A 21,879-nucleotide genomic window follows, 5' to 3' on the forward strand; every position below is an offset into this window, starting at 1 on the left:
GCCGCTTAGTGAAACGCGGGCCGGGCCGGGAGGTTGTAGCGCGGGCTCTGCGAGTCCGCGCGGGGTTGGGATTGACGCGGTAGCCGCCAGAAGCTGGAGCTTCGCTGGCGCTGCTTGAGTAGCATCTGGCGGCGCAAGGTATTGAGGCAAGCGCGGAGTAGCGTGTTGCTGTAGCGTGGACTCTGCGAGTCCGCGCCTGGGCGAACGATATACCGCCCAACGATGCGCGGACTCGCAGAGTCCACGCTACAGCCCAGCTATGCCCGGCTGGCTACGGCGGCTTCAATGTCGGCCAGGCTGTCCTTCGGGATGGCGGCTAGCAGGCCTTGGGTGTATTCGTGTTGGGGAGCGGCGTAGATGGCCGCCGCCGGGCCGCTTTCCACGATGCGGCCCTGGTGCATGACCAGCAGCCGGTCGCTCATAAACCGGGCCACGGACAGGTCGTGCGTGATGAACAGATAGGTGATGCCGAACTCGCGTTTGAGGTCGTTGAGCAGGTTCAGGACCTGCGCCTGCACCGAGACGTCGAGGGCCGAAACCGACTCGTCGCAGACAATCAATTTGGGCTGTAAGGCCAGCGCCCGGGCAATACAGATGCGCTGCCGCTGCCCACCGCTGAACTCGTGCGGGTAGCGCTGGAAATGCTCGTCGCGCAGCCCCACGGTGCGCAGCAGCTCCAGCACCCGCGCCTTTTGCTGCTGGCGGGTGCCGCCCACGTTGTGCACGCGCATCGGCTCCCAGATGGCCTCGCCCACGGTCAGCATCGGGTTGAGGGCCGCGTAGGGGTCCTGAAACACCAGCTGCAAATCGCGCCGACGGCGGCGCAAGTCACCGCTCGACAGCTTCGCCAAATCGGTCCCTTCAAACAGGATGCTGCCCGCCGTTGGTTCCGTGAGGCGGAGCAGGGCCCGACCCAGCGTGGTCTTGCCGCAGCCCGACTCGCCCACGAGGCCGATGGTTTCGCCGGGGTAGAGCGTGAAGCTGACATCGTTCACGGCCCGCACGTAATCGGTGGCGCGGCGGAAGAAACCCTTGCGGAGCGGGAAGTAGACCTGGATGTTTTTTACTTCTAGGAGCGGCGCGGTTCCGTTTACCTCACCCCCCGGCCCCCTCTCCCGCGGAGAGGGGGAGCCTGGCGATTGGGTTGAGTCATCGGATAAACTCGGAGCGGAAGACGAGTTCAGAGCAGCCGATGAAACTGAAGCATCAGAAGCGGCTAGAGCTTCTTCTGAAACATTGGATTCTTCATCGCGCAGAACTGGTGCCCCCTCTCCGCGGGAGAGGGGGTCAGGGGGTGAGGTGAACGGAACCGCGACCTTTTCCACCCGTGGAACATCCCCCAAAACGCCATGTTCCACGGGGAACGTTTTGGCGGTTTCGATTTTATCGTGTAACTGCTGGGCCTCCACTTCGGGCGAAGATTCCGCAAGTGCCTCATCTGGCAGCGGAAGCACGGGCGCGGGCTGGGCCAAAAGCTGCCCGCTGGCGTCTTCCCGCATGAAATCGGCCACCACGGGGAGGCGTTTTTTGCCCACCGAGAGGCGCGGACGGCACGCCAACAGGCCTTTTGTGTACGGATGTTGCGGATTTGAAAAAATATCCAGCACCCTCCCCTGTTCCACGACCTTGCCCCGGTACATCACCAGAATGCGGTCGGCGATTTCGGCCACCACGCCGAGGTCGTGGGTGATGAAGAGGACGGCCGTGTTGTGCTGGCGGCGCAGGTCGTCAATCAGGCGCAGCATGCGGGCCTGCACGGTCACGTCGAGGGCTGTGGTGGGCTCGTCGGCGATGAGCAGGGCCGGGCGGCAGGCCATGGCCATGGCAATCATGACGCGCTGCTTCTGGCCGCCCGAGATTTCGTGCGGGTAGCTGCCGAAAATGGCCTCGGGCCGCGGCAGCTGCGCCTCGGTGAATAGCTCGATGGTGCGGGCCTTGGCGGCGGCTTCGCTGAGGTCGGTGTGGAGGCGCAGGGCTTCCACCACCTGGCTGCCGCAGGTGTACACGGGGTTCAGCGAGGTCATCGGCTCCTGGAAAATCATGCCGATGTCGTTGCCGCGCACCTGGCGCAGGTCGGTTTCGGAGAGTTTCAGCAGGTCGGTTTGGCCCAGCTTTTCGGATTGGAAGAGGGCTTGGCCGCTGGCAATGCGGCCGGGCGGCATCGGAATCAGCCCCAGCAGCGCCAGCGACGTCACGGATTTGCCCGAGCCGGATTCGCCCACAATGGCCAGCGTTTCGCCCTGGTGCAGCTCAAACGACACGTTGTTCACGGCCCGCACGTCGCCGCGGTGGCTGGAGAAGTCAATGGTGAGGTTGGAAACGGTGAGCAGCGGGTTGGGCACGGAGGGAATTGTGGGTGGCAGTTTGGGATAGTTTTAAGCCGGTTTAAGCAGTTTGAGTACGCAAGAACGTCAATACACCAGAACGTCATGCTGAGCGAAGCCGAAGCATCTCTACCGCTTCGTTGGAATTAGCCTTCCCAAGTATCTAAATCAATGGCTTTCCACGTCGGATTAAATGCAGTAATCAGCGCGTCTTTCTTCCGGCGTGTCCAGCCTTTCAGTTGCTTTTCCCGTGCTATGGCCTGCATAGCATCGGGTGAAATTTCAAAGTAAACCAGCAAATCAGCCTGATACCGCCCAGTAAATTTCCCCGCATCTCCCCGGCCGCTGCTGTGCTCATAAAGCCGCCGCGTGAGGTCGTTGGTGACGCCGATGTACAGAACGGTTTGGGTTTGATTTGTCAGGATGTAGACGTACATGCTAAGGCCTTTAGAACGTCATGCTGAGCGTAGTCGAAGCATCTCTACCGCTTCGTTGGTGAATTCAATCACTTCAGCATTTTCCATAGTAAGAAAAGTAGCGCAGCAGCAATCAGTATCAACCCACCAATACCTTTCATGCGGTCTGTTATTTTAATTCGTTGCACATGAGCAATTGCTATTTCTAGAGGCAGAAAATAACCGCGCCATGCGTTGTCAGGAGATGAAAGCGCCCATATTTCATTGCAACTACTGCACTGATAATAGCCATCTACTGCCGTTAAATTATGGCTTGATGCAATTGATGCTGGCTTTTCTATTAGCAATAATTGTCCTGCTTCTTGCTTGGCCTCTAGGATTTGAATGAAAGATTCAAAATCCTGCCAAGTTGCGAAGGTGTCAATACGTTTTAAGAAGCAGTCCTTACACATCAGGTTTTAAGAAATACGTTTTCAACGAAGCGGTAGAGATGCTTCGACTGCGCTCAGCATGACGTTTTAACGGTTTCGTTGCCGAACCTCTCCCCTACTATGCCAGTTTCTCAGCATCGGCAGCGACCAGGGGCTGGGGCTCGTTGGGAGCGGCGGCGGGTTGCGATTCGTTGAAAAAGCGGCTCTGGTTGAGCAGAATCAAGGCGACGCCGATGAAGATGGACGAATCGGCGATGTTGAAGATGGGGAAGCCACCGCTGTACGTGCCGCCGATGAGAGGCCAGGATTTGGGGAAATAACCCACGTACAGCGGCACGAAAATCATGTCGATGACCTGACCGTAGAACCAGCGCGTGGGCGAGCCTAGAGGGGCATTATTGTAGATAATTCCGTAGAAAATCGAGTCAATCAGGTTGCCCACCGCGCCGCCGAGGATGAGGGCCATGCAGGCGATGTAGCCGGCCGCCACGCGCTGGCGGCAAAGGCGAATAATGTAGTAAATAAGCCCGCCCACGGCCAGCATGCGGAAGCCGGTGAGCACCAGCTTGCCGTAGGGCGCGGGCAGTTCGGCCCCGAAGGCCATGCCGGGGTTCAGCGTGTAGGTGAGCTTGGCCCACTGGCCGAAAATCGGAATCTCACCGGCCGAACCGAGCTGCATGTAGGTGTGCACCAAATACTTCGAAAGCTGGTCGAGCGCGATAATGAGCAGGGCCAGCAGGAAGAATTTAGCCGCAGAATGCTGGCGGGTGGTGAGCGTTGGGTGCATTTGGGAGGGTGCCCGTGGGCGGAATTGGCGGGCAAAAGGCAATAAAAAACGTCATGCTGAGCGAAGCGCAGCGTAGTCGAAGCATGTCTACCGCTTCGTTGTGGGGAGTGAAATTACGACCCCGGTAGAGATGCTTCGGCTGCGCTATGCTTCGCTCAGCATGACGTTCTGAGGTTCAGGGCTCCATAAGCCCAGCAGAAAACGGCTTACCCCAGATTCTCCGAGTCCGGAGCTACTAGTGGCTCACGCTGTTTATCAGTCACGGCAACGGGCTCTTCCTGCTTGAAAAAACGGCTCTGATTGAGCAGAATCAAGGCTACGCCGATGAAAATGGCCGAATCGGCGATGTTGAAGATGGGCCAGAGCGAGACGTACTTCCCTCCTACCAGCGGCCAGTTTTGGGGCAGGAAGCCTTCGTAAATGTCCACGTAGAGCATGTCGATGACCTGGCCGTAGAACCAGCGCGTGGGCGAGCCAAACGGTGCGTTGTCGTAGATGACGCCGTAGAAAACCGAGTCAATCAGGTTGCCGACGGCGCCGCCGAGGATGAGGGCCATGCAGGCGATGTAGCCGCCGGCGGCGCGCTGCTTGCAGAGGCGGATAATGTAGTAGCTCAGGCCAAACACGGCCAGCAATCGGAACCCGCTGAGCACCAGCTTACCATACGGCGCGGGCAACTCGGCGCCGAAGGCCATGCCGGGGTTGAGCGTGTAGTGCAGCTTGAACCAGTGGCCGAAGACCGGGATTTCGCCCGCCATGCCGGGCTGCATGTAGGTGTGCACGGCCCACTTCGAGAGCTGGTCGAAAGCAATGACGAACAGCGCCAGCAGGAAGAATTTAGCCGCGTTTTGCTGGCGAGTGGTGAGGGTTGGGTGCATTCTGGGTGGTTGGAATTCTATTGAACGTCATGCTGAGCGCAGCCGAAGCATCTCGCTCGCATCGTTGAACAGGAGGTCAGCGCAGCTAAAAAATGAGTTACTACCACACGCGAGATGCTTCGACTTCGCTCAGCATGACGTTCAATTGTGCAGCCTGTTTTATTACCGTCCTTTTGTACCTTTTACAACTGATTGTCTGAGGTTTTGTACGACCGAAGACGAGCTTATTGAGCGTTTGTGCGGCAGAGGACTCGCCGAGGATTCCACCTCCCGACGAGTCGTTCAGCATCAGCTAGTTGCGACCTCCAACCAAACCGGCACGGAGTAGTCATCAAATTCGAGCACCGAGCCGCCGTTTACATCGGCGGCGAAGTCGAGCGCGAGGGCCTGCGTTTCGGTGCGGATGTAGTCGCCGAACGCGGCCACGGCGGCCGTGAGCTCGGGCTGCTGGTCTGCCAACGTGACGCGGATTTTGTCCTGCACTTCCAGGCCCGAGTCTTTGCGCAGGTTCTGCAGGCGGTTCACCAGCTCGCGGGCGAGGCCTTCCTGGCGCAGCTCGTCGGTCAGGGTCACGTCGAGAGCCACGGTGAGGGGGCCGTCGGTGGCCACGAGCCAGCCGGGCAGGTCGTCGGTGCGGATTTCCACATCGTCGGGGGCCAGGGTGATGGGCTGGCCATCAACCTCCACGGCGAGGCTTCCCTCCTTCTCCAGCTTGCTGATTTCAGCCGCCGTCATCACCTGAATGCGGGCACCCACGGCCTTCAGGCGTGGGCCGTATTGCTGGCCGAGGCGCTTGAAATTGGGCTTCACCGATTTCACCAGCACGCCGCTTTCGCTTTCGTCGTCGAGGAATTCGATGTGCTTCACATTGATTTCGGCGCAAATCAGGTCCTCCACGAGGCCGACTTGCTCCTTGGTCGAGTCGTTCAGCACCGGCACCAGGATGCGCTGCAGGGGCTGGCGCACCTTCAGCACCGACTTTTTGCGCAGCGAGTGGGCCAGCGAGCTGATGCGCTGGGCCAGCTCCATGCGCTCCTCCAGCTTCGGGTCGATACGGGCCGTATCGGCTTCCACCAGTAGCGTCAGGTGCACCGATTCCGGGGCCAGGGGCGTGTTTTTGGCCACGGCCTCGGCGCGCATGCCGTCGGTCATGTTCTTATACAGCCACTCGCCGAAGAAGGGCGCGATGGGCGACATCAGCTGCGCCACCACCACCAGGCATTCCTGCAGGGTTTCGAAGGCAGCGCGCTTATCCTGAGTCAGTTCGCCCTTCCAGAAACGGCGGCGCGAGAGGCGCACGTACCAGTTCGAGAGCTGGTCGGTCACGAAATCCTGGATGGCGCGGGCGGCCTTTGTGGGGTCGTAGTTGTCGAGGTGGCCGCGCGCTTCCACAATCAGCGACTGCAGCTTGCTCAGCACCCAGCGGTCCAGCTCGCTCAATTCGGCGTGCGGCACGCGGTCGAATTCGCTGGTCTGAAACTCGTCCAGGTTCGCGTAAAGCGCATAGAACGAGTACGTATTGAAGAGCGTGCCGAAGAAGCGGCGCTGCACTTCGGTCACGCCGGCGGGGTCGAACTTGAGGTTGTCCCACGGTGGCGCGTTGGCAATCATGTACCAGCGGGTGGCATCGGGGCCGAACTGCTTGATGGTGGCAAACGGGTCGACGGCGTTGCCGAGGCGCTTGCTCATCTTGTTACCGTTCTTATCCAGCACCAAGCCGTTGGCAATCACGTTTTTGAAAGCCACCGAGTCTTCCAGCATCACGGCCAGGGCGTGCAGCGTGAAGAACCAGCCGCGCGTTTGGTCCACGCCTTCGGCGATGAAATCGGCGGGGAAATTCTTCTGGAACTGGCCCTCGTTTTCAATCGGGTAGTGCCACTGCGCGTAGGGCATGGCGCCGCTGTCGAACCACACGTCGATGAGGTCGGGCTCGCGGTACATGGGCTGGCCGGTGGGCGAGACGAGGAAAATATCGTCGACGTAGGGCCGGTGCAGGTCCACTTTTTCGCCGTTGGCGTAGGGGTTGTGGGTCATGATTTCGGCCGCCACGGCCTTGTCAATCTCCGCCTTCAACTCGGCGATGCTGCCGATGCAGATTTCCTCCGTCCGGTCCTGGCTGCGCCAGATGGGCAGCGGCGTACCCCAGTAGCGGGAGCGACTTAAGTTCCAGTCTACCAAGTTTTCCAGCCAGTTGCCGAAGCGGCCGGTGCCGGTGCTTTCGGGCTTCCAGTTGATGGTTTTGTTGAGCTCGATGAGCCGGTCCTTCACCGCCGTGGTCTTGATGAACCAGGAATCGAGCGGGTAGTAGAGCACGGGCTTGTCGGTGCGCCAGCAGTGCGGGTAGGTGTGCTCGTACTTCTCCACTTTGAAGGCCGTGCCGTCGCCCTTCATCTTGATAACGATGCTTTCGTCCAGCGTTTTATAGTCGGCGCCGGTTTCGTCGTGGCCGTCGTAGTTCTTCACCCAGCGGCCCGCAAACTCGCCCATTTGGGGCACGTAGCGGCCCGTCCGGTCCACGATGGGGCCGAGCGTGCCTTCGGCATCCGGCACCATCAGGGCCGGGATGTCAGCCAGCTGCGCGGCCCGGAAGTCGTCGGCGCCAAACGTGGGCGAGATGTGCACGATGCCCGTGCCGTCCTCCGTGGTCACGAAGTCGCCGTTGATAACGCGGAAAGCCCGCTCCTGCCCTTCAAACGGCGTGAAATCGAACAGTCGCTCGTACTTGATGTCCACCAAATCAGCGCCCGTAAACTCGCCTTCCACGCGCCAGGGCAGCACCTTGTGGTCGCCTTCGGCATAACCTTCCAGCGGCGCAGCGGCACCCTTTTCGTTGAAATAACGGCTCACCAACGCCTTCGCCAGCACCACGTGGATGGGCGCGTAAGTGTAGGGGTTGAAGGTGCGGATGAGCTGGTACGGGATGTTCTTGCCCACCGCCAAACCGGTGTTGGCGGGCAGGGTCCAGGGCGTGGTCGTCCAGGCTAGGATGTACACGTTGGCATCAGCCCCGGCCGCGGCGAAAAGCTTCTCCGACTTCTCATCCCGCTTCACCTTGAACTGCGCCACCACGGTCGTGTCCTTCACGTCCTTGTAGGTGCCGGGCTGGTTCAGCTCGTGCGACGACAGGCCGGTGCCGGCAGCCGGCGAGTACGGCTGAATGGTGTAGCCCTTGTAGAGCAAGCCTTTATCGTAGAGCTTCTTGAGCAGCGCCCAGCAGCTCTCGATGTATTCCGGCTCGAAGGTCACGTAGGGGTCGTTGAGGTCGACCCAGTAGCCCATTTTCTCGGTCAGGTCGTCCCACTGCGCCTTGAAGCGCATGACGGTTTCCTTACAGCGCTGGTTGTAGTCCTCCACGCTGATTTTCTTACCGATATCCTCCTTGGTGATGCCTAGCTCCTTCTCCACCTGCAGCTCGATGGGCAGGCCGTGGGTGTCCCAGCCGCCTTTGCGGGGCACTTGCTTGCCCAGCAGCGTCTGGTAGCGGCCGAAGATGTCCTTCACCGTCCGGGCCATCACGTGGTGGATGCCGGGCGCGCCGTTGGCCGACGGAGGGCCTTCGTAAAACACGAACGTGGGCTGGCCTTCGCGGCTGCTCACGCTCTTTTCAAAGATGCCGTGCTCCTTCCACCAGGCGAGGATGTCCTCGCCGAGCTGGCCGTAGTTGAACGGCTGCTTGTATTCGGGGTATTTCATTGGGGATTCAGTCAGTCGTCGGTCAGTAAGGCCGTCATGCAGAGCGCAGCGAAGCATCTCGCATGGGGCAGTAATTCAATCGTTTTGGTGTCAATGATTACTACCACAAGCGAGATGCTTCGCTGCGCTCTGCATGACGTTCTGATAGTACATGACGTGAATTAAATCGAGTAATCGCCTTCGTAATCAGAGGCTTTGTGCATTTCTTTCAGGTTTAGGTCGGCATCATCGTCCTCCTCGTGGTACGACTCATCGTAGTGGCGAATGAGGGCGTTGGTATCTGTGTCGCCCTTGCCGTGCTCAAACGTCACGAGTAGCGAGGGAAGCAGTATCAGGTTGGAGAAGTTGGTTATTAACAGCGACGCCGACATTAGCATTCCCAGCGCCTTGGTACCGCCAAATTCGCTGAAGGCGAAGATGCTGAAACCCACGAACAACACGATGCTCGTGTATATCATGCTGGTGCCCGCCTCGCTCAGCGTCACGGATACGGCTTCGCGCACCCGGCCGCCGTTCAGAGCCATTTCCTGTCGGAATTTCGCCAGCAGGTGAATGGAGTTATCCCCATCAATCCCCAGCGCAATCACGAAAATCAGGGCCGTGCTGGGCTTGAGCGCGATGTTGAAATAACCCATAATGCCGGCTGTGAGAATCAGCGTGACGGCATTAGGGATAAGCGCGAAAAGGACGGTTTTGAACGAGCGGAAGAGGAACAGCACCACCAGGCCCACCAGCCCGAAAGCCATGAACAGGCTGTCGCGCAGGGTGTGAATAACGTATTCGTTGCCCTTGGTAAAGATGATGGTCGTGCCTGTGGGGCGAATATCCATGCCCGTCCCTTTGAAGATGCGATTCATCTCCGGGATGATTTTCGTGTTCATCAGCGTGTCCAGGTTCTGGGAGCCGATGTCGGCAATTTTCAGGCTGATGCGCGCTTTCTGGCTGGTACTGTCCATAAAAGAGCGCAGCAGCTTGCTGTTCATTCCTGCGCCACCAGCGGAACCGCCCGAATTGGCCAAGGCGCTTAGGATGAAGTTCTTTTCCGAGTTGTCCGGCAGGCGGTAAAACGACGGGTTGCCGTTGTAAAACGCCTGGGTGCTGGCCTTGAGGAAGGTCACCAGGCTAACGGGCGGCGACAGTTCCGGCTGCGTGCGCAGGTACTTCTCAAACTGGTCGATTTTCTCCAGGTTCTTCAGCTTGAACAAGCCCTTTTTCTTGTGCGTATCGACTTCGAATTCTAGCGGCATCACGCCGTTGAAATGGCTTTCGAAAAAGGCCAAGTCGGAGTTCACGGAGCTTTTCTTGGGCAGGTCGTCCACCATGTAGGACACGGCTTCGATGCGCGAAATGCCGATGGCGGCACCCGCCACCAGCACCAGCGCGGCGATGTACACGGTTGGCCGGCGGTCGAGCACGAGGTAGTCGAAGAACTCGAGCAGCTTGGTGAGGGGCGCGGCATCAAGGTGCTCCAGTTGCTTGGGCGTGGGCGGCGGCAGGTAGGTAAACACGGCCGGAATCAGGATGAAGCTGATGACGAAGGCTGCGAAAATGTTGATGGTGGCGACCAGGCCGAACTGGTAGAGAATGGCAATATCCGTGAAGGCAAACACGATGAAGCCCACGGCGGTGGTCGTGTTGTTCATCAGCGTGACGAGGCCGATTTTGCGGATAACCCGCGTCATGGCCAGCATCTGGTTGCCCGATTTGCGGTAGTCGTAATGGTATCGGCTCAGCAGATAAGTGCAGTTCGGGATGCCGATAACGATGATAATACTCGGAATCAGGCCCGTGAGCAGGTTGATTTTGAAGCCCAGCAGCACAATCGAGCCAATGCACCAGATAACCGTGACGCCCACCACGATGAGCGGAAACAGCACCGCCGACCACGTGCGGAAGAACACCAGCAGCGTAATGCCCGTCACAATCATGGCCAGGATGGTGAAGAATTTCATCTCCCCGGCCACTTTGCTCGTCATCGTGGAGCGCACGTAGGGCAGGCCGGCGTAGTGGAGCTTGATGCTGGTTTTCTTCTCAAACTGCGTCGCGAAGCCCAGGATATTGTTCATCACCGCCTGCCGCTTCGAGGAGTTCAGGTACTTGGGGTCCATGGTTAGGGCCAGCAGCGTGGCCCCGGTATTGGGGCTGATGAGCTGGCCTTTGTAGAACTCCACGCTGTTCACCACGCGCATCAGGCTGTCGAGTTCCTTCTGCGAGCGCGGCGGGGTGTTGAAAATAGGCGCGGCTTTGAAGCTATTCGTAGCCGTGTCCTTGCTGATATTGAGCAACTTGCTTACGCTCAGCACGCCATTCACGCCTTCTACTTTGGCGAGGGTATCGGTCAGGATGCGAAACTCATTGAAGTTGCCCAGCTTATACACTGAGCTGTCCTGCAGGCCGATAACCAGCACGTTGCCATCTTCCCCAAACGTCCGCTTGAACTGTTTGAAGTAAATCATGTCCGGGTCCTGCTCGCTCACCACTTGGGCGAAGTCGTAGGTCATTTCCACGTCCTTGGCCTTCCAGGCCATGAACGCGGTAATGACGGCCAGCACCGCAATCAGCGACAGGCGAAACCGGATGATAAAGACGGCAAGTTTTTCCCACATAATATCCTGTAAAGCGGCAAAGTTACGCGAAGGGGCGCTGGGCTAACCTCACCCCCGGCCCCTCTCCAAAAGAGAGGGGAGCCTGACGCCTTTGGAAATTTCAAAACACGGCTTCATTATCAACAAAAAGCCCCGCCTCTGAATTGAGGCGGGGCTTTAAATGACAACCAGATTACGTCAGGCTCCCCTCTCTTTTGGAGAGGGGCCGGGGGTGAGGTTAGCCCAGCGCCGTGCTTCTACAGCTGCTCGAAGATGCGGCGGAAGCTCACAGCCTCGCCGATGTAGCTGCGCAGTTCCGAAATGGCCATGCGGGTTTGCTCGCGCGAGTCGCGGTGGCGCACGGTCACGGTGTTGTCTTCCAGGGTCTGGCCATCTACCACGATGCAGAAGGGCGTGCCGATGAGGTCCTGGCGGGTGTAGCGCTTGCCGATGGCGTCCCGCTCTTCCAGCACCAAGCGGAAGTCGAACTTCAGGGCGTCGAAGATTTCCTGGGCCTTCTCGGGCATGCCGTCTTTGCGCACCAGCGGGAAGATGGCGGCCTTCACCGGGGCCAAGGCCGGGTGCAGCTTCAGGAACGTGCGGGTTTTGGTTTGCTGGGCATCGCCCTCGCCTTCCGTGATGGTTTCTTCCTGGTAGGCGTTGCAGAGCGTGGCTAGGAACAGACGGTCGGCACCCACCGAGGTTTCGACCACGAAGGGCACGTAGTTGCCATAGGCCTTGCCGGTGGCGGGGTCGAGGTCAGCGTCGAAGTACTGCTGCTTCTTGCGGCTCAGGTTCTGGTGTTGGGTCAGGTCGAAGTCGGAGCGCGAGTGGATGCCCTCGATTTCCTTGAAGCCGAAGGGGAACTCAAACTCGATATCCACGGCCGCCTTGGCGTAGTGGGCCAGCTTGTCGTGGTCGTGGAAGCGCAGCTTGGCGGCGGGCAGGCCAATGGCTTCGTGGAAGCGGCGGCGGGCGGCTTTCCAGGTGTCGTACCACTCGCCTTCGGTGCCAGGGCGCACGAAAAATTGCATCTCCATCTGCTCGAACTCCCGCATCCGGAAGATGAACTGCCGGGCCACAATCTCGTTGCGGAAGGCCTTGCCAATCTGGGCAATGCCGAACGGAACCTTCATGCGGGCCGACTTCTGCACGTTCAGGAAGTTCACGAAGATGCCCTGAGCCGTTTCGGGGCGCAAGTACACGGGCGGCGCATCACCGTCCACGGCCGAGCCCTGAGTGGAGAACATCAGGTTGAACTGGCGCACCTCCGTCCACTTGCCGGTGCCCGACACAGCGCACTTGATGTCCTCGTCGATGATGAGCTGGCGCACGCCGGCCAGGTCGTTTTCCGTCAGTAGGCGGCCCATCTCGGCGGTGAGGGCGGCGCCGCGGGCGGGGTCGCCGGCTTTTTCGTACTCGGCGGCTTTTTCTTCGAGCAGCACATCGGCGCGGTAGCGCTTTTTGCTGTCGAGGTTGTCAATCATGGGGTCGTTGAAGCCAGCCACGTGGCCGCTGGCTTCCCAGGTGCGGGGGTCCATGAAAATGGCGGCGTCGATGCCCACCACGTTGCCGTGCAGCTGGGTCATGGCGTCCCACCACAGGCGCTTGAGGTTGTTTTTCAGCTCCACGCCGTTGGGGCCGTAGTCGTACACGGCGGCCAGGCCGTCGTAGATTTCCGAAGACTGGAACACGAAGCCGTATTCCTTGGCGTGAGCCACGATATCTTTTAGTTGTGCGGGTTCTGCTGCTGGGTTCATGTGTGCAAAAGTAGGCCGATGCGGCGCAAGCTGAAACTTCTGCGTAGAAGGCGCGAAATCTGGAACGTGATTAGAACCCCATTAAAAGAAAGCCCGCCAAACGCCGCGGAATACTTCAACCGTCCCAGGGAGCATGATTCCCTCGCGGCCAAGGTGCATTGGCTTCCGCCGCGGTAGGTTCTCTACATTTACCCGCGCTGCTGTTCACAATTCGGTAACATGCCGGCTGTGAGCCACCTCCCTACCTTTGACCCATGATTACACTCAATTTCCCACAAAACCGCCTTTTATGTTTGGTTTAGGTTTAGAGCCTCACGTGCTTATTCTGCTCGTTCTGTGCCTGCTTGCGGCCTGCGCGTTCGAGTTCGTGAACGGCTTCCACGACACGGCCAATGCCGTGGCCACCGTGATTTACACCAACGCCCTTCGGCCGTGGGTAGCCGTGGTCTGGTCGGCGTTCTGGAACTTCATTGGCGTATTTGCCGGCGGCATCGGCGTGGCCATGGGCATTATTTACCTGCTGCCCGTCGAAACGCTGGTCGACCAGAACGTTTACCACGGCATTTCCATGGTGGGCGCGCTCATTCTGGCCGCCATCATCTGGAATGTGGGCACTTGGTACTACGGCATTCCGGCGTCGAGCTCGCACGCCCTCATCGGGTCCATTCTGGGCGTGGGCATTGCGTTTTCGCTGCTGCCCGAATCCAAGGGCGCGGCCGTGAACTGGAGCAAGGCCGGCGAAACCGGCATTGCGCTGCTCGTGGGCCCGCTGCTGGGCTTTGCGCTCACCATCGGCCTCATGTTCCTGTTCAAGCGCTTCGTGCGCAGCAAGGCCATTTTTAAGGAGCCCCACAAGCGCAAGCCCCCACCCCTCTGGATTCGCCTCACCCTGATTACGACCTGCACGCTGGTGAGCTTCTTCCACGGCTCTAACGACGGCCAGAAGGGCGTGGGCCTGGTGATGCTGATTCTGATTGGCATCGTGCCCTTCCGCTTCGCCCTCGACGAAACCAAGAACCCGCTCGACCTGCGCGAGTCGCTCACCAAGGTGGAGTACGTGATGAGCCGCGTGAACACCGCCGACCTCAGCCCCACCGACCAGAAGACCCTGGCCGAAATTCAGGCCGAAACCGCCGACCTCGACCGCATTTTCGCCGGCAAAACCGACATCAAGCAACTGCCCCAGCAAACGCGCTTCGAGATTCGCCGCGACGTGCTGCTGCTCACCAGCAAGGCCAAAAAGCTCCTCGGCTCCGAGAAAGTGAGCTTGAGCTCAGCCGACCGCAAAACCTACGACGACGCCACCAAGGAAATGAAGACCTTCACCGACTATGCCCCCTGGTGGGTGCTGCTGATGGTGAGCCTCTCGCTGGCCGTGGGCACCATGATAGGCTGGCAGCGCATCGTGAAAACCATCGGCGAGCGCATCGGCAAGGAGCACCTGAGCTACGCCCAGGGCGCCAGCTCGGAACTGGTGGCAGCAGCCATGATTGGCGCCAGCACCTGGCTGAAACTGCCTTCGTCGACCACCCACGTACTCACGTCGAGCATCGCGGGCAGCATGGTGGCCAGCCGCGGCGTCAAGAACATCAACCCCGGCATGGTGCGCAACATTGCGCTGGCTTGGGTGCTCACGCTGCCCGTTACCATGGTGCTGTCGGGCTTGCTGTTTCTCTTGTTCCGAGCGGTGCTGGGCTAGCCCCGTTTCGACGGCCAATCACAAAAAAGGCTGCCCCTCAACGGGGCAGCCTTTTTGTTTGCACGGTTTGTTAGCAAAACGGGAGCTTGCTAGCGAAACGTAAAATCTGGGGGATAACCCCACTGTTTTTAGTTACTTATCCACTTATCCACAGCAAAAAAGGACCCAAATGTGGATAACCAGCCCCTTATTTGGGCCACTGCACCTCCATGTCGTCGTTGATGAAGACGCCGAAATTGACGAACTGCAGCTCGCCTTCTTCGAAATACAGGTCAATCATCGACTTCTCGTAGGAGAGGCGCACGGCCCCTTCTTCCATGGTTTCGATTTCGGGCGTGGGCTGGTTGTGGCGCTGCATGAGGGCTTTCACCTGGTCGATGCTGCGGCCGGCAATGGCCTCGCCGAAAAGGCGCATGTTGGGGTTGTCGGTTTCGATGCAGCTGAGACGGAAGTCGTCTTCGCGGTCGAAGTAGAGGGAGAGGAGGTAGTCTTCCTCGTGGTAGTTCCAAGCTTGGTGCTCGAAGTCGTCGTCGTCGTCGGACTCGTCAATTTCTTCGGGCTCGCCCACCAGGGTACGCACCTCGTCCATGGTGGCGCCGAAGCGCAACGGGCCCATGCCGGTGCCCAGAATAATTTCGTTTTCCTCGATGCTGGAGGATTGGGGAGTGCTCATGGCGTTGGGGTGAAGGGTAGTAGGCAAAGGTAGGCTTGGTGCATGGTTGTTGGTACCTGGTGCTTGGGTTTGCACGGCTTCGGGTAGACAGAAGCCATCCCCAGGCACTGGGTGCCAGCAACCACGCACCGCCTTATTTGCCGTACTTCTCGATGAAGGCTTCCTTCTGGCGCAGGTACTCGGGATTTGTTTTGGCCTGGTCCCACTTGCGCTTGAAAATGGCAGCGGCTTCCACCTTGTCCGGGTCGGGGTGCGTGGTGCGGGGCAATTCGGCGCGGCCGTGAGCGCCGCTCTGGCCCTTTTTGTCGTCGGGCACAGGGCCGGCGTACTTCTTGCCGCCTTTGTGGTTGGCGTAGCGCCGGGCCCGCGTAAAGCCCATCTGGATGAATTTGCGGGCCATGTCGGCGCCCACAAAATCGTGGGCTTTCAAATACGCCTCAAATAGCGCGTAAATCGTCTCCGACGACTCCCGGGCCGCCGCGGCGTCTTTGAAGCGCCAGTGGGGCAAAATTTCGCCCTTGTAGGGCTGCACCAGCAGCACGCCCTGCTCGCCCCGGCCCACCCGGTACAGCTCGGGGTGCTGGCGGAAGTCGACCGTATGGAAATCGAGGGTGTAGTCGAAGGGCATAACGAGTAGGGGAGGTGTGCCCGTTTTTACGCAAGCGGTGGAAAACCGACGAGGGCAGGTGGAAAACCCAACACTTGCAAAGCAGGGTTGCGGACCACAACGCTTGAGCCGGACCACAACGCTTGAGCCGCGTTTTCCCCAACCTTAACTTTTTATTAAATTTTTTTCTAAAAAACTCTTTTTGTTTCCACTCATTAGGGACGTTGATAAGTGGATAAGCCAAAAGGGTTATCCCCAGCGGGGAAAACGTGGGGGTAAGATGCGTCTTTTCCACGCACTATCCACTGGCATTGTGGATAATATTTTATTGTATTACAGGTACTTATACTATTTTTCAACATCAGCACCGGGTTTCCACATTTTTCTTATCCCCGCCTAAATGGGCTTGTGGGAAGGGCCGCTGGCTCGGGGAAGTTATCCCCGGTTATCCCCGTGGGAAAACCCCTGTGAGGGGCGGGAAACGACCAAAAAAACTTGTGCCCGCTTTATCCCCCGCCCAGCCCAATGTTTCCACCAGGTTATCCCCGAAATTTCCCACAACGCCAAAACCGTGTGGAAAAGCCCGTGGAAAAACGGTGGATTAGTGCCCGAAATGGCCCTCAGTAACTGGAATCAGGCATAAGTTTTCCACGAAATGGGCATAACCGAGCCATAAAACGACTTAATACAAGCGTCAGCGCGGCCAGCATCCGGCAGGGCAGTTCCTGCGTGCGGAGGTTGAGTCAAATTGGCCGGAAGAAGTGAGCGACGGTCAGAAGCTAGCCCCTCTCCTGGCGTACCGACGACGGGGATGCCGCTTAAAAGCCAGGATTAGCTGCTGAAGCTTTTCAGCAGAAAGCAACCTAACAAAAAGGGCCCAGACGACTTTTGGCATCTGGGCCCGTTGCAGTATGCCGTCTCAACCGCCGGGCGGGCAGCTTAAAAGCTAAGTGGCTCCTCGAGGTCGAAGCCGGCGCGCACCTGCTGGGGGCGCGGGTGGATGTACACGGGCTCGGCGGGGAGCAGCAGGTTGGGGTCGCCGTCGCGCCAGCGCCCGTCGCCGTCAGCGTCGATGAGTACGCGCAGGCGGTAGGTGCCGGGCGCAATGTCGGAAAAGACGTAGCGGCCTTTGGGCGACGCCAGGCTGGCCACTACCTGGTATTTATCGTCGAGCAATTGCAGCTCAAAATTCTTTGCCTTGGTCGTAATAGGACCCCCCAGACTGGTGGATACGTCCTGCTGGCTGATGCCGAGGCGCAGGGGCTTCAGGCGCAGGTTCTGGCCGGTGATGGTGGTAATGGCCGTGCTGTCGAGCAGAATGTCGAGGCGGTTCCGGGCCCGGCTGTTGAAGCGCACGGTGAGCTGGCTGCGGTCGGCGCTGAGGGTGCCGTCGGCGGGCAGGCGCAGGGGGCGGCGGCGCAGGGAGTCTTCCACCAGCGTGCCGAAGGGCTTGTCGGCGGCCACGCGCACGGGCACGGCAAACTGAAAGCGCACCATGCCTTCGGGAAACACGCTGCGCGGCGAGCCTTCCACCGAATACAGCGGCGGGTTGGCCACCTTGCGGGCCGAAGCCGGCGGCACCGGAAACTTCACCGCCAGCGTGTCGCGGCCCACGTTGCCGGTGCTGTCGGTCATGGTGAGGAGGTAGCGCCCGTCGCCCACGGCGGGCGTTTTGTAAAGAATGAGGCCGCGGCCGCGGTCGGTGAGCTGCGCCGCCTCGGTCACGGCGGCGGCCGAGGCGCTGCCGCCCAACGGCGCCAGTACCGCCGAGCGCAGGCCTTCGTTGAAGTTCAGGCGCACCTGCGTGGGGCTGGGCGTGCGGGTAGTGAGCAGCGGCGGGCGCCGGTCGGGCCGCGTGAAGCTGAGGGAAAGGGGCTGACCGGTGCTGCCGACGATGGTAATGGGCGCGGGCAGGTAGGCTATTTTCTCGCCGTCGTCGTAGCGGCCGTTGTTGTTCTTGTCGCCTACGGCGTAGATTTTGTACGTCCCGGCCTTCAAAAAGCCCAGGCTGAATTTGCCTTCTTTGTCGGTGAGGGTAGTGTAGTAGGGTCGGCCGCGGCGCACGCCGGCCGTGTCGGCCTCGCGGTAGAGGCCGATGCTGGCTTCGCCCACGGGCTTCAGCGTGAGCACATCGGTGAGCAGGCCGCTCACCCGCCCAGAATCCAGCACGGCGCCGGTGCTGAAGTTCAGCACGGCGTTTTTGGCGGGCAGGCCTTCGGTAATGTCCACCACGCCGTCGCGGAAGTTGAAGCTGTAGGTGGTGTTCGGGTCGAGGGGCTTGTCGAAGAGCAGCGTGATGGAGTTGCGGTCTTCGCGCAGCTTGTAGGAGTTGTCTTCGGGCAGCTGGGGCGTAATGAGCAGGTTTTTGCTCAAGTCCTTGGTCACGACAGGCTCCGAAAAATTGAGCCGCACAAACTGCTGGCTCACGTTGCGGGCCGCGCTGTCGGGCGAGCTGCTGATGCGGCGCGGGGGCGTGCGGTCGCGCGGGCCGCCCAGGGGTGGGGCCACGGCGGCGCAGCCATCAAGCAGGGCAACCAGCGCCAGCAAAGCCAGCAGTTCAGCGCGAACGGACATTATAGAGAAGCAGCGTGGAAAGCGTAAGAACAACAATGGCCGCCCCGATGCGCCACGCCAGCGGGCGCGTGACCACATTGCTCGGCTCGGTGGTGACGACGGTAACCGTGCGGGCGGTATCGACCACAAAGGTCGGCGCTGGCGTTTTGAGCGAGTCGGGCCGCGCCGGCGCAGCGGGCACGGTTTGGGCGCGGGCCGCTGGCAGCACACAGGCGGCCAGCACCAGGCCCCTCCCCCACCGCCCCGCCGCGCGCCGCATCAGGCCGCCGGGGTGCGCCGCCCGGCCACGTAGAGCAGGCTCGAATACTGCCCCTCGTGCTGCTCCGCGTATTGGTTCGATTTGTAGCCGGCCTTCAGCACCGTGAGCAGGCCGCCGGCGCGCTCGGCCTTATACTTCTCGCTAAGCATGCTCACGTAGTAGGCGTCGAGGGGCATAGGCAGCGTTTCGCGCACGAACAACTTGTGCTTTTTGAGCAGCTGGGCCATGGTTTTGGGCGCGAAGTGGTAGAGGTGGCGCGGCACGTCATAGGCGGCCCACAACTCGCGGTAGTGCTGGGCATCGAGGCTTTCCACGTTGGGCACGGCAATGAGTAGCACGCCGTCGGGCTTCAGCAAAGCCACCAGCTGGGCCAGCGTTTCGTTCAGGGTATGAATATGCTCCAGCACATGCCAGAGCGTAATGGCATCGAAGGTGCCGGGCTGAAATTGGGCCAGGCTTTCCTGCCCGATGGGTTGGCCGAGGCGCTGGCTGGCTTCCTCGCGGGCGCGGGCATTGGGCTCCAGGCCGGCCACCTGCCAGCGCGCCGCCTTGGCCGCGGCCAGGAAGTGCCCCGTGCCGCAACCGTAGTCGAGCAGCTTGCCGCGGCGGGGCGCAAACTTATTCAGCAGCCCCACCTTGCGGCGCATGGTGAAGAAGCGGGCCACTTTGTAAGCCTGGTTCACGAGGCCCACGGCGGCGCTGTTGTGCGACACGTAGTCGTCGGATTCGTAGTAGCGGCCGATGTCGGCCTCCTGCGGCCGCGGATTGGTGAATTGAAACCCGCAGCCCGCGCATTGCACAATGGCGAAGCTTTCGTGGCTCACCGTGCGGTCTTCCACCACCAGCTTGTTGCGAAACTCGCTTTTGCCGCACACCGGGCAGTTGTCTAAACGTTCGTAGGACACGGATACTTCTAAATGGCAAAACCGGCCACGGGTGAGGCGGCGCGGCAACTTTCATAGCCCGGCAAAGTTCGCAAGTTTTTCGTGGGAACGGAACGAGGCGGTTATTGGTGAAAAAAGAACGTCATGCTGAGCGCAGCCGAAGCATCTCCACCGCGTAAGTATTCATTTACTTCAGCGGTAGAGATGCTTCGGCTGCGCTCAGCATGACGTTCAGGAATTGAGTTACCGGCCCAAATACACCATCAGCACCGACACATCGGCGGGCGAGATGCCGCTAATGCGGGAGGCCTGCCCGATAGTCTCGGGCTGAATCTTGAGGAGCTTTTCGCGGGCCTCGTGCGAGAGAGCGGGCATGGCGCGGTAGTCGAGCCGGCCTTGAATCACGAAGTTTTCCAGCTCCTGCATGCGCTCGGCCTGTTGCTGCTCCTTCTGCAGGTAGGTTTCGTACTTGATGTTGATGATGGCCTGCTCCAGCGCCTCGGCGTCGTAAGCGGCCAGGGCTTCATTCAGCGCGGGCAGGGCGCGGCGCAGGTCGGCCAGCTCCACGTTGGGGCGGCGCAGCAGATTCACGGCACGGGTTTTCTCGTGAATTTCGGCCGAGCCCAGCTCCACCAGCAGCGGGTTGATTTCGGCGGGCTCGATGGCGAATTTCTGGAACAGCGCGCCGATTTCGGCGGTCTGGGCTTCCTTCATCCGCACGCGCTCCAGGCGCTCATCGGAGGCCAGGCCCAGGCTATGGCCCAGGGGCGTGAGGCGCAGGTCGGCGTTGTCCTGACGTAGCAGGATGCGGTGCTCGGCGCGGCTGGTGAACATGCGGTAGGGCTCGTCGGTGCCCTTGTTCACGAGGTCGTCGATGAGCACGCCGATGTAGGCTTCGCTCCTTTTGAGGACGAAGGGCGCCTTGCCGTGGACCTTGTTGTGGGCGTTGATGCCGGCCATCAGGCCCTGGCAGGCGGCCTCCTCGTAGCCCGTAGTGCCGTTAATCTGGCCCGCGAAATAGAGGTTCTGCACGCGCTTGGTTTCGAGCGTGAGCGCCAGCTGCGTGGGCGGGAAGAAATCGTATTCGATGGCGTAGCCGGGGCGGAACATCTTGGCGTTCTCGAAGCCCGCGATTTCGCGCAGGGCGCGGTACTGCACGTCCTCGGGCAGCGAGCTCGAAAAGCCGTTCACGTAGCATTCCACGGTGCTCCAGCCTTCGGGCTCCACAAAAATCTGGTGGCGGTCCTTGTCAGCGAAGCGGTTGATTTTGTCCTCCACGCTGGGGCAGTAGCGCGGACCCAAGCCCTTGATGCGGCCCTGAAACATGGGCGACTTCTCGAAACCTTCGCGCAGGATGTCGTGCACCCGCTCGTTGGTGTAGGTGATGTAGCAGGGGCGTTGCTGCGTGAGGCGCGGCGTATCGAGATAGGAGAACTTGCTCGGCACCTCGTCGCCGCCCTGCGCTTCCATTTTGGAATAGTCGAGGCTGCGGCCGTCCACGCGGGGCGGGGTGCCGGTTTTCATGCGGCCGGCTTCAAAGCCCAGCTCCACCAACTGCTCGGTGATGCCGCGGCTGCCTTTCTCGGCCGCCCGGCCACCGCCGAAGTTCTTCTCGCCGATGTGGATGAGGCCGTTCAGGAAGGTGCCGTTGGTCAGCACCACCGACTTGCCCCGGAACTCGATGCCGAGCTGGGTTTTCACGCCCACCACCGCGTCGTTTTCCACCACGAGGCCGGTCACGGCTTCCTGCCAGAAATCCACGTTGGCGATGCCTTCCAGGGCCAGGCGCCAGGCTTCGGCGAAGCGCATGCGGTCGCTTTGCGCGCGCGGGCTCCACATGGCGGGGCCTTTCGAGCGATTCAGCATCCGAAACTGAATCATGGTCTGGTCAGTGATGATGCCCGACTGGCCGCCCAGCGCGTCGATTTCGCGGACAATCTGGCCCTTGGCCACGCCGCCCATCGCGGGGTTGCACGACATCTGGGCGATGGTGTTCATGTTCATCGTCACCAGCAGCACTTTCGAGCCGAGGTTGGCGGCGGCGGCAGCGGCTTCGCAGCCGGCGTGGCCCGCGCCCACTACAATGACGTCGTATTCGGAGGTTTGAAACATAATCGAGAGAAGAACCCCTGCGGGTTCCGGATAAAGCACCGCGCCAACCGGCGATAAGTAACGTGCAACGCGAAACGGCCCGTCCGGCGTTCCGGCATTGAGGACTACAAAATTACGCAATCAAAAACCCACCGCCGGTTTCACGTGAAACGAGTTGCGGGTTTCAGGATTTGGATGTAAGCAGCACTGTTGGGGCA

Annotated in this window: 15 protein-coding genes; 1 reads left to right on the top strand and 14 read right to left on the bottom strand. The window is 60.2% G+C overall.

Going from position 1 to position 21,879, the window contains the following annotated elements:
• Nucleotides 1-257 precede the first annotated feature (257 nt).
• From MUN81_RS01055 to MUN81_RS01090, 8 genes are all read right to left on the bottom strand, one after another.
• Nucleotides 258-2,342, bottom strand: coding sequence for an ABC transporter ATP-binding protein (locus MUN81_RS01055; RefSeq protein WP_245114553.1), 2,085 nt, complete (start codon nt 2,340-2,342; stop codon nt 258-260).
• 128 nt (nt 2,343-2,470) lie between these two features.
• Complete coding sequence (locus tag MUN81_RS01060) at nt 2,471-2,761, bottom strand: GIY-YIG nuclease family protein (RefSeq protein ID WP_245114554.1); 291 nt, start codon at nt 2,759-2,761, stop codon at nt 2,471-2,473.
• Nucleotides 2,762-2,829: 68 nt separating this feature from the next.
• The gene (locus tag MUN81_RS01065; protein WP_245114555.1) at nt 2,830-3,192 is read right to left on the bottom strand and encodes a hypothetical protein; all 363 of its coding nucleotides are present in this window, start codon (nt 3,190-3,192) and stop codon (nt 2,830-2,832) included.
• A gap of 97 nt (nt 3,193-3,289) precedes the next feature.
• Nucleotides 3,290-3,958 (bottom strand): lipoprotein signal peptidase, encoded by a 669-nt coding sequence (locus MUN81_RS01070; protein ID WP_245114556.1) that lies wholly within the window; start codon nt 3,956-3,958, stop codon nt 3,290-3,292.
• Between the two features lie 206 nt (nt 3,959-4,164).
• A complete protein-coding gene (locus MUN81_RS01075) occupies nt 4,165-4,836 on the bottom strand; it encodes a lipoprotein signal peptidase (RefSeq protein WP_245114557.1) in 672 nt (223 codons plus the stop codon).
• 288 nt (nt 4,837-5,124) lie between these two features.
• On the bottom strand, nt 5,125-8,529 hold the full coding sequence (gene ileS, locus MUN81_RS01080) for an isoleucine--tRNA ligase (RefSeq protein WP_245114558.1): 3,405 nt from the start codon (nt 8,527-8,529) through the stop codon (nt 5,125-5,127).
• 161 nt (nt 8,530-8,690) lie between these two features.
• Nucleotides 8,691-11,135, bottom strand: a complete 2,445-nt coding sequence (locus MUN81_RS01085; protein WP_245114559.1) for an MMPL family transporter — start codon at nt 11,133-11,135, stop codon at nt 8,691-8,693.
• A gap of 236 nt (nt 11,136-11,371) precedes the next feature.
• Nucleotides 11,372-12,874: a glycine--tRNA ligase gene (locus MUN81_RS01090; RefSeq protein ID WP_245114560.1), complete on the bottom strand. Its 1,503-nt coding sequence runs from the start codon at nt 12,872-12,874 to the stop codon at nt 11,372-11,374.
• Nucleotides 12,875-13,163: 289 nt separating this feature from the next.
• Between MUN81_RS01090 and MUN81_RS01095 the strand changes: the two genes are divergently transcribed.
• Nucleotides 13,164-14,573, top strand: a complete 1,410-nt coding sequence (locus MUN81_RS01095; protein WP_245114561.1) for an inorganic phosphate transporter — start codon at nt 13,164-13,166, stop codon at nt 14,571-14,573.
• 187 nt (nt 14,574-14,760) lie between these two features.
• Here MUN81_RS01095 and MUN81_RS01100 read toward each other — a convergent pair whose 3' ends face one another.
• From MUN81_RS01100 to mnmG, 6 genes are all read right to left on the bottom strand, one after another.
• A complete protein-coding gene (locus MUN81_RS01100) occupies nt 14,761-15,246 on the bottom strand; it encodes a hypothetical protein (RefSeq protein ID WP_245114562.1) in 486 nt (161 codons plus the stop codon).
• 133 nt (nt 15,247-15,379) lie between these two features.
• Nucleotides 15,380-15,874 (bottom strand): DUF4385 domain-containing protein, encoded by a 495-nt coding sequence (locus MUN81_RS01105; protein ID WP_245114563.1) that lies wholly within the window; start codon nt 15,872-15,874, stop codon nt 15,380-15,382.
• Between the two features lie 918 nt (nt 15,875-16,792).
• A complete protein-coding gene (locus tag MUN81_RS01110) occupies nt 16,793-18,427 on the bottom strand; it encodes an Ig-like domain-containing domain (protein ID WP_245114564.1) in 1,635 nt (544 codons plus the stop codon).
• Nucleotides 18,411-18,686, bottom strand: coding sequence for a hypothetical protein (locus MUN81_RS01115; RefSeq protein ID WP_245114565.1), 276 nt, complete (start codon nt 18,684-18,686; stop codon nt 18,411-18,413). Before MUN81_RS01115 ends, MUN81_RS01110 begins: the two co-directional genes overlap by 17 nt.
• Nucleotides 18,686-19,591 carry a class I SAM-dependent methyltransferase gene (locus MUN81_RS01120; RefSeq protein WP_245114566.1) on the bottom strand — a complete coding sequence of 302 codons (906 nt, stop codon included), beginning with the start codon at nt 19,589-19,591 and terminating at the stop codon, nt 18,686-18,688. Before MUN81_RS01120 ends, MUN81_RS01115 begins: the two co-directional genes overlap by 1 nt.
• A 222-nt stretch (nt 19,592-19,813) precedes the next feature.
• On the bottom strand, nt 19,814-21,682 hold the full coding sequence (gene mnmG / locus MUN81_RS01125) for a tRNA uridine-5-carboxymethylaminomethyl(34) synthesis enzyme MnmG (protein WP_245114567.1): 1,869 nt from the start codon (nt 21,680-21,682) through the stop codon (nt 19,814-19,816).
• Nucleotides 21,683-21,879: the final 197 nt, after the last annotated feature.

It is taken from the genome of Hymenobacter sp. 5317J-9 (assembly GCF_022921075.1).
Lineage (GTDB): Bacteria > Bacteroidota > Bacteroidia > Cytophagales > Hymenobacteraceae > Hymenobacter.

Bases quoted from the DNA above. Each gene is read 5' to 3' on its own strand.
- MUN81_RS01060 (WP_245114554.1), bottom strand. From the start codon at position 2,761: ATGTACGTCTACATCCTGACAAATCAAACCCAAACCGTTCTGTACATC.
- MUN81_RS01085 (WP_245114559.1), bottom strand. From the start codon at position 11,135: ATGTGGGAAAAACTTGCCGTCTTTATCATCCGGTTTCGCCTGTCGCTG.
- MUN81_RS01110 (WP_245114564.1), bottom strand. From the start codon at position 18,427: ATGTCCGTTCGCGCTGAACTGCTGGCTTTGCTGGCGCTGGTTGCCCTG.
- MUN81_RS01075 (WP_245114557.1), bottom strand. From the start codon at position 4,836: ATGCACCCAACCCTCACCACTCGCCAGCAAAACGCGGCTAAATTCTTC.
- ileS (WP_245114558.1), bottom strand. From the start codon at position 8,529: ATGAAATACCCCGAATACAAGCAGCCGTTCAACTACGGCCAGCTCGGC.
- MUN81_RS01070 (WP_245114556.1), bottom strand. From the start codon at position 3,958: ATGCACCCAACGCTCACCACCCGCCAGCATTCTGCGGCTAAATTCTTC.
- MUN81_RS01065 (WP_245114555.1), bottom strand. From the start codon at position 3,192: ATGTGTAAGGACTGCTTCTTAAAACGTATTGACACCTTCGCAACTTGG.
- MUN81_RS01095 (WP_245114561.1), top strand. From the start codon at position 13,164: ATGTTTGGTTTAGGTTTAGAGCCTCACGTGCTTATTCTGCTCGTTCTG.
- MUN81_RS01090 (WP_245114560.1), bottom strand. From the start codon at position 12,874: ATGAACCCAGCAGCAGAACCCGCACAACTAAAAGATATCGTGGCTCAC.
- MUN81_RS01105 (WP_245114563.1), bottom strand. From the start codon at position 15,874: ATGCCCTTCGACTACACCCTCGATTTCCATACGGTCGACTTCCGCCAG.
- MUN81_RS01115 (WP_245114565.1), bottom strand. From the start codon at position 18,686: ATGCGGCGCGCGGCGGGGCGGTGGGGGAGGGGCCTGGTGCTGGCCGCC.
- MUN81_RS01100 (WP_245114562.1), bottom strand. From the start codon at position 15,246: ATGAGCACTCCCCAATCCTCCAGCATCGAGGAAAACGAAATTATTCTG.
- mnmG (WP_245114567.1), bottom strand. From the start codon at position 21,682: ATGTTTCAAACCTCCGAATACGACGTCATTGTAGTGGGCGCGGGCCAC.